Annotated in this window: 5 protein-coding genes; all 5 read left to right on the top strand. The window is 50.5% G+C overall.

The genetic code is table 11. The annotated features are described in order from the left end of the window. The coding region (pstC, locus tag ABGY95_RS12540) for a phosphate ABC transporter permease subunit PstC (protein WP_347442026.1) at positions 1-1,132 on the top strand (1,132 nt) is incomplete at its 5' end. A 4-nt stretch (positions 1,133-1,136) separates the two neighbouring features. Further along, on the top strand, positions 1,137-2,285 hold the full coding sequence (gene pstA, locus ABGY95_RS12535) for a phosphate ABC transporter permease PstA (protein ID WP_347442025.1): 1,149 nt from the start codon (positions 1,137-1,139) through the stop codon (positions 2,283-2,285). Next, complete coding sequence (pstB, locus tag ABGY95_RS12530; RefSeq protein ID WP_347442024.1) at positions 2,279-3,079, top strand: phosphate ABC transporter ATP-binding protein PstB; 801 nt, start codon at positions 2,279-2,281, stop codon at positions 3,077-3,079. The genes pstA and pstB overlap by 7 nt, the downstream gene beginning before the upstream one ends. Before the next feature lie 34 nt (positions 3,080-3,113). Next, the gene (gene phoU, locus ABGY95_RS12525) at positions 3,114-3,797 is read left to right on the top strand and encodes a phosphate signaling complex protein PhoU (protein WP_347442023.1); all 684 of its coding nucleotides are present in this window, start codon (positions 3,114-3,116) and stop codon (positions 3,795-3,797) included. A 684-nt stretch (positions 3,798-4,481) separates the two neighbouring features. Then, a partial coding sequence (locus ABGY95_RS12520) for a hypothetical protein (RefSeq protein ID WP_347442022.1) occupies positions 4,482-7,323 on the top strand: 2,842 nt, incomplete at its 3' end.

Below are 7,323 nucleotides of genomic sequence, written 5' to 3'. Positions count from 1 at the left end.
GACAAAGGCACAATCAGCAGGTGCAACCGAAGATGACCTACTCCAGCGCAGAGCTCAGATCAGCAAAGCTCAATCAACGTTCATCGCTGTGGATACCGACAAGCGCATCCAGCCTATCTACACATTGCTCAGGCAGCACGATGCAGCAGTCGGCACCATGAAGGAGGGATTCAGAGCTGGATTGGATATGATTCCTACTGAGGCTATCGATTCCCAGAAAGCCCAAGACTCCATCCTTCTTGCCAACAAGCTTCTCGCCGAATTCGACACGATCATTTCTGAAAATCGAGGCGCCCTCGAACAATGGAGGCACGACAAACCACTCACCACATTTGACAGCCTCAAAGCGTTCTTCTTCGGTACTGTTTGGAACACCGGAAGTAGCCGCCAGAGCCTATTCGGTATTGTCCCACTCTTCACTGGCTCCTTGCTGATATCTGTGGTTGCCATGTTTTTCGCCATCCCTCTAGCAGTTGGGGCAGCCATTTACGTCAACCAATTCGCAAACAAGCGCGAGGCTGGTTTTCTCAAACCTACCATCGAATTTATTCAAGCGGTTCCCTCCGTCGTTCTGGGACTTTTCGGCGTCCTCGTTGTTGCTGGACTTCTCAAAGACCTCAGCCAAGTCGCATGGCTCCAATGGGTCCCCGGTTTCCCAATCGCGGACCGGCTCAATGTACTGCTTGCGGGTATTTTGTTAGCCTTCATGGCCTCCCCCACCATCTTCACACTAGCAGAGGACGCGCTTAACAACGTTCCAAAGTCACACACCGAGGCATCTCTAGCCATGGGAGCCAACAAGCTCCAGACCACCCTCAAAGTCATCGTCCCCGCCTCACTTTCAGGAATCATCGCAGCCGTGATGTTAGGTTTTGGCCGAGTCATTGGAGAAACTATGGTGGTCCTTCTCGTTGCTGGAAATATGGCTCAAATGCCAGACTTCACAGCCGGCTTCGATGTCATAGGCCAATCGGTCCACACCATGACCGGCATCATTGCATCTGAGAATGGTGAGGCCGCGCCTGGCTCCATTCTCTGGGAGGGACTCTTCATGGTCGGCCTCGTGCTCTTCATGATCTCTCTCACCATCAACAGCCTTTGCCAGCGCATCCTCAACCGCAATAAAGCCTAAGCCCATGAGCGACACTAATAATCCATCAATCGTTCAAAGCGACAATCCTTTCAAACAAAAGAATGGATGGCTTCAGCGAAAAGAAAAAGTCGGCATCAATCTGCTACGCTTCGCCACCTACATCATCATCGCCTGTGCCTTGTTCATTTTTAGCGATATCTTCATCAAAGGCCTCCCCACGCTTGTCTCCAGTGAAGCACCATACATCAACACCGAATTCTTCACCGAAAGCCCGCAGATTCTCACCGTCTGGCAAGACTCAACGGGCAACGAATATTCGATGACTCAGACAAAGTACGACAACTGGGTGACTGAGAACCCAACGGTAGAAGTCACTGACATCCACAACTACACGGCGAGTGGTGGAGGAATTCTAGGACCATTGTTAGGCACAGCCTTTCTAGTCACTATTTGTATGGCTATCGCCCTCTTCATTGGCGTTTCAGCAGCCATCTATCTCAGCGAATATTGTGGAACGGGTAAGGTAATGTCACTCATCAGATTAGCCATTCTCAACCTCGCTGGGGTCCCCTCCATCGTCTATGCGCTCTTTGGCTGGGGAGTCTTTTGCTACATGGCCCCGAACTACGTCACAGAAATCTCTGACCGTAGCCTCTTTGCCTTTTCTATCGGCAGCGGCTACATCAGCTTCGAAGGTTGGGAGCAATCATTGCTAGCTGGTGGATGCACCCTTGCCATCATGGTGCTGCCAGTCATCATCACCGCCTGTGAAGAAAGCCTCCGCGCTGTACCCCAAGGATTCCGCGAAGCAGGGTTTGCCCTCGGAGCCACTCGCTGGCAGACAATCCGCACCGCCGTCCTCCCCTACGCTCTTCCAGGAGTCCTCACCGCTTCGGTGTTAGGCATCACTCGTGTCGCGGGTGAAACCGCCCCTATCATGCTCACTGCAGCAGCCAGCGATAAAAGCAAACTGCCTACCGCTGTCCTCGCCGACGAGGGATTCTGGTCGTTCCTGACACAATCCGTCCAGGCCCTGCCCTTCCACATCTACACACTCGCAAAATTCCCTGACAGCGAATACGTCAAGCCGATGCAATACGGCTCGATCCTCGTATTCCTCCTCGTTGTCATGGGTTTCTCACTTCTTTCAATGGTTCTCCGCAGCCGCATCCGTAAACGTATCCAATGGTAACTTCACCCACAGCTCAAGACACACACACTGACCCAGCATTGATCCGCATCGATGAACTCGGGTTCAGCTACAACCAAGGGAAAACAGAAACCATCAAAGGTGTTTCTCTCAACTGCCCAGAAAAGCAAGTGACCGCCTTTATTGGACCATCTGGTTGCGGAAAGTCCACACTGCTACGCTGTATCAACCGGATGAACGACCTCGTCGACACCTCCAAGATCACACGTGGCTCAATCAATATCATGGGCCAGGATATCAATGCGCCAGACGTCGATGCCATAGAACTGCGCAAGCAAGTCGGCATGGTATTCCAGAAGTACAATCCCTTCCCAAAATCAATCTACGAAAATGTCGCCTACGGCCTTCGTATTCAGGGCATCAAAAATAAAGGCACGCTCGATGAAGCTGTCGAACGCGCCCTCAAAGGTGCCGCGCTCTGGGACGAGGTCAAAGACCGGCTCAAGGACTCTGCTCTAGGTTTATCCGGTGGCCAGCAACAGCGACTTTGCATCGCTCGCACCACAGCTGTTAAACCAAAAGTTATCTTGATGGACGAACCTTGCTCAGCGCTCGATCCCATCGCCACAGCTAAAGTAGAAGAACTCATTTCCGAGCTCCGTCAAGATTTTACCATCGTCATCGTCACCCACTCGATGCAGCAGGCCAGCCGGATCTCCGACAACACAGCCTTCTTCTACCTCGGTGAGCTTGTCGAGTGCGGCACGACCAACAAAATATTCTCCAACCCTTCAGTCAAACAAACCGAAGACTACATCTCTGGCCGATTTGGCTAAGCACCACCTTAAAAATCCTACCTCACACATTCCTATGCAAACTGGCGGACATATCCTCAGCGACTTCAATGCAGCTCTCAAAGCATTCAAGGAAAAGACCATCAACATCGGTTGTCTAGCGCAACAAAACCTAGAAAACGCCCTCCAAGGCCTCTTCGACCGCAACAGCGAACTCTGCAACAAAGTCATCGCAGACGACGAAGACGTGGACCAACTCGAAATCTCAATCGACGAAGATGGTGTCATGATCATGTCGAAATACCAGCCCTTCGCCAGTGATCTGCGTGTGGTGGTGGCCTCGATGAAAATCACCAACATCATCGAGCGCATTTCCGACCACGCCGTGAGTATTGCAAAACGTAGTCGCAAACTCATCCGCACCTCAGAACTCCCAGAAGTCTCTCTGATCGAGCCTATTTTTCAACATGCCAACAACATGCTCACCAATGCTCTCTCGGCCTATGCCGACGGCAACCAAGAGCTAGCCTTGAAAGTGATCGCCGCCGACCCTGGGCTGAACAAGCTCCACAAAAAGGCCACCAAGCAACTCACCAAATGCCTAGAAGGTGAAGCAGACGCCCATAAGGCCTACCTCCACCTAGTCTTCATCTCGCGCTGGCTTGAACGCGTCGGTGACCTAGCAGTCAACATCGCCGAAGATGTCGTCTACATGGAAACCGCGACCGACATTCGCCACGGCGGCGAACTTCCGGAATAATTTAAGATTTCCAGCTAGATGGAAAGAACGTCTTAACTATCTCCCAATCAATATTGCCAAGGATAAGCTTACTCTGCACTCTTCATCTTTTCAAAGAGTAGAAGCTGATCATGATCTGAGCAGCCAGAATGTCTTGGTCCTTCTCACCATCGACTTCTATCGCTAGGATGCCCGTGTATCGTTAACCAGTGATATGCCACTTCGACTGTGAGGAACAGCGACAAAACCGTTTTGATGCCATTCGAGATGGCAGCTGGGTGCTCCCCGCCGGAGGCAGCTTTAAACCTAATTGCTGAGATGGTTTTGAGCTAGCATGAGTTCTACTTTTCCATTGCCGTTGAAATATCCTGAGGTAATAGCATTGAGTGGTGATAGCGGCCCATCGCATGGGGCGCTCAAGCTGTGAAATTCAGGTGCAGTACCTGAGCCGGTTTCATTGGTTCATACCCATGACTCAAGGTGATTGCTGTCACCTTAGAGGCAGACCTAATCGGGCACCATAGATGGCAGTTAAACTAGCTGAGGCAAATGCTCGGTAGCTTTTAAATTGCTCACTCAGAGTGGGCATTGCTTGGCTGGTTCAGCTACGCCCTCTAACTGGGAGTGGCACCATAGAGTTAACTTAGACTTTTCTTTACCTCTCTAACGAGAGCACTCAGTATCCTGGGGATAAGTGAAAGCAGCATGGCCGACGATTCCTCTCCAGAAACAAAACCTAAACGCAAATGGCGCAAGAGACTGCTTTGGCTCACTGGTATTCTATGTGCTTCAGCTTGGGCGCTCAACGGGCCTATTGCTCGCTGGTGCGTGCACTACGCGATCGATGAGGGATTACTCAGCCTAGGCATGACTGGGGGCTGCTCAGTAAAAGGAACTTTAAGAACTGGCTTCACATTGAACCAATTTGACTATGTCGGCACTGGGGGCATACAAAAATTGCAATTTTCAGAAGCTTCTGCGGACTACCGTCTGCTCAAGGAATTGGTCCACGGTAAGGTCCGAAGCCTCAGCTTGAGTGAGGCCACCGTCGTCATTGATCTCGCCAAATTCGTGACCTCTGCATCGGAGGAAGAAACGAGTATTCAAAAAGTCAAAGAAACCATAAATCTGGTCAGAGAGTGGGTTCGCCAGCCAAATATTCAACTCAGTGACATTGACATCTCACTACTTCAAGACAGTGAACTTGTGGCTGAGTTCAAATTGCACTCCCTCCATCACGCCCAGCAAAGCGATGCATACCGACTCAATGGTTTCACAGCGAAAGATAGCAAACACCTTGAGACACCACTGCAAGATTTGCGAGTGAGCTGGACTGATTCAAAAATTGTCCTCAGCACTCTAGAAGTGCTACCAGACGTGACACTCTCAGAAATTCACGCGGATTGGTCTAGTAAGCTAACCGCCACAGCGCAGCTACAATTGCTATCTTCAGAGATCACTGTAGAACTGAGTGACCATATCTCTGCCCAGCTGCATGGTGGGTCGCTCAACTCCGCCGCACTAGCGAAACATTTCAACCTAGAATTCCCGCTCGACTTATCACTCGAGTCGCTCGATGTCAGAATCGACAACTGGTCCTCGCCTATTTCAGCTTGGGAAATTACCTGTGACCTTGGCCTCTCGAAAATCGATTACGAGGCCTACTCGCTGGAAAACACCAAACTTCATTACAAGCAAGAAGGTAGCAGCTACGCACTAAATCTTAAGACACTCTTTCTGGGCGCTCCATTGAAGGCTGAAATCTCAGGCAAGTGGGCGAAAATCAAGGGCGAAAAGTGGTGGTTAGATACTGCTGTGCGATATGAAATCCACAGCACTCGATTAGCTAATACCCCGAAGCTCATTCCCGATCTTCCCGAACAAGTGGAACTTTCAGAGACCAGTATAGCCCTGGTAGGCGAAGTCAAAATCGCCGACTTAGAACTCATCAGCCTCAACAGCCAACTCGAGATAGCTGGTGCTATAATCGATCAAACCCCCATTCCTCCAATCCAAATTCAAGGAGAATACGAGCACCTAAAAAAAGGACGTGTCGCAATCATTGCCAAAGAAGGAGAAGCAGTTCCCATCAAGGTAGATGCTAGCTACACCTTCGAGAATGACAAATACGAGGCTGAGATTGCCGTCATAGAAAAGCACCCACTCTGGATCAACAAATTGCTCGCGGCCTACGACACTGGCCTTAAAATTGAAAACTCCCTAAATCTTCACTGGCGGGGTAGTGGGCATTCTGACCTCGATGCGCCACAGCTGGGCAAGATGGAACTCGCACCATTGAGTATCAGTTATAGAGACGCAGACACCTTCGAGCTCACCACTGGACTAGAGTACCAATGGCCAGAATCTATCACACTCAAGCCTCTGCAGATTAAAAGTGAAGACTTCGTAGCAAACGCCGAGCTCCAGTGGGATGGCCAGTTTATCCACCTCAGTAAAGGTGAAATATTTAGAGCGTCCGATAGTATCTCAACAGTCACTGCCAAGCTACCGTTCACCCGCGAAATCACATCACTCGAAAAATTTTTAGCTCAAGATACCCCATGGTTAGTCGACGCCGACCTACGGCCTCTACCCATTAAGAAAATCAACCAGTGGTTTAAACTCAGTGAGGTCAAACAGCTGAGCGACCTACAAGGAACCGTCTCACTCGGGGTTGACCTCATAGGCTCGCCACACAAACCGGACATCAAAGGCTTCGTCAAGCTCGAAGGGCTTCGCGGCATCGCGAATAAGGAGCTAGCCCCTCTCCACATGCTGGCCGACTTTAAAACTCTAGGCAAGCGCCTCAATTTCTCTGGTGTCCTCAACGAGGCCACGACGCAGCGCATGAAGTTAGATTTTGCGATACCTTTCACCCCACTTCAGTGGGTCCAAAAATCTACAGAGCTAGAAACGATTCTCAAAGAATCCGAGGTAGCTGGCAAGCTAGAGATCAACACTCTCCCGCTCAACCGTATTGCCAGGCTCGTCCCCCAGCTAAAAGAAATCACCGGTCACCTCCACGGCGAAGCAACGATCACTGGCAATCTGCTAGACCCGAAGGTCGAGCTCGACACGCGTATTGAAATCCCACGACTAGTCATCGCCGACGACACAGTGGACGACGTCAGCGATATTCTCATCGAATGCAAGGCGAACTCCGACCGCAAAATAACAGCCAACCTGAAGGCCACAGTCAACGGCGGACTTTTCGCTGCTGACGCTAAAGTAGACCTTAAAGAGCTCAAAAATCCATTCTTCGAAGTCAATGCCAAGACCGACTACGCAATGGTTTTCCGCAACGATTCCATCTCAGTTAGGGCTAACGCTAAGCTCAAACTAGCAGGAAACCTAGAAGATGCCACCCTCAGCGGAACCATTGGCTTCGTGGAATCTCTCTTCTACAAAGACATAGACATTTTACCTATAGGGGTTCCCAGCTCAGCAGTCTCAGATGTTGAACTTCCGGCCTTTGATTCAAAGAATTTCAAAGTCCCTATTCCTGAGCCATTCGACAAATGGAAGCTCGACCTCAAAGTACAGATGG

This window comes from Rubritalea sp., from assembly GCF_039830215.1.
In the GTDB taxonomy this organism is placed as follows: domain Bacteria; phylum Verrucomicrobiota; class Verrucomicrobiia; order Verrucomicrobiales; family Akkermansiaceae; genus Rubritalea.
Note: the sequence above shows the minus strand (reverse complement) of the source record. Positions and strands in the feature narration are given on the sequence as shown.

What these genes read in the sequence shown, in the direction of transcription:
- pstB (WP_347442024.1), top strand. Translation starts at nt 2,279, where the DNA reads ATGGTAACTTCACCCACAGCTCAAGACACACACACTGACCCAGCATTG.
- phoU (WP_347442023.1), top strand. Translation starts at nt 3,114, where the DNA reads ATGCAAACTGGCGGACATATCCTCAGCGACTTCAATGCAGCTCTCAAA.
- pstA (WP_347442025.1), top strand. Translation starts at nt 1,137, where the DNA reads ATGAGCGACACTAATAATCCATCAATCGTTCAAAGCGACAATCCTTTC.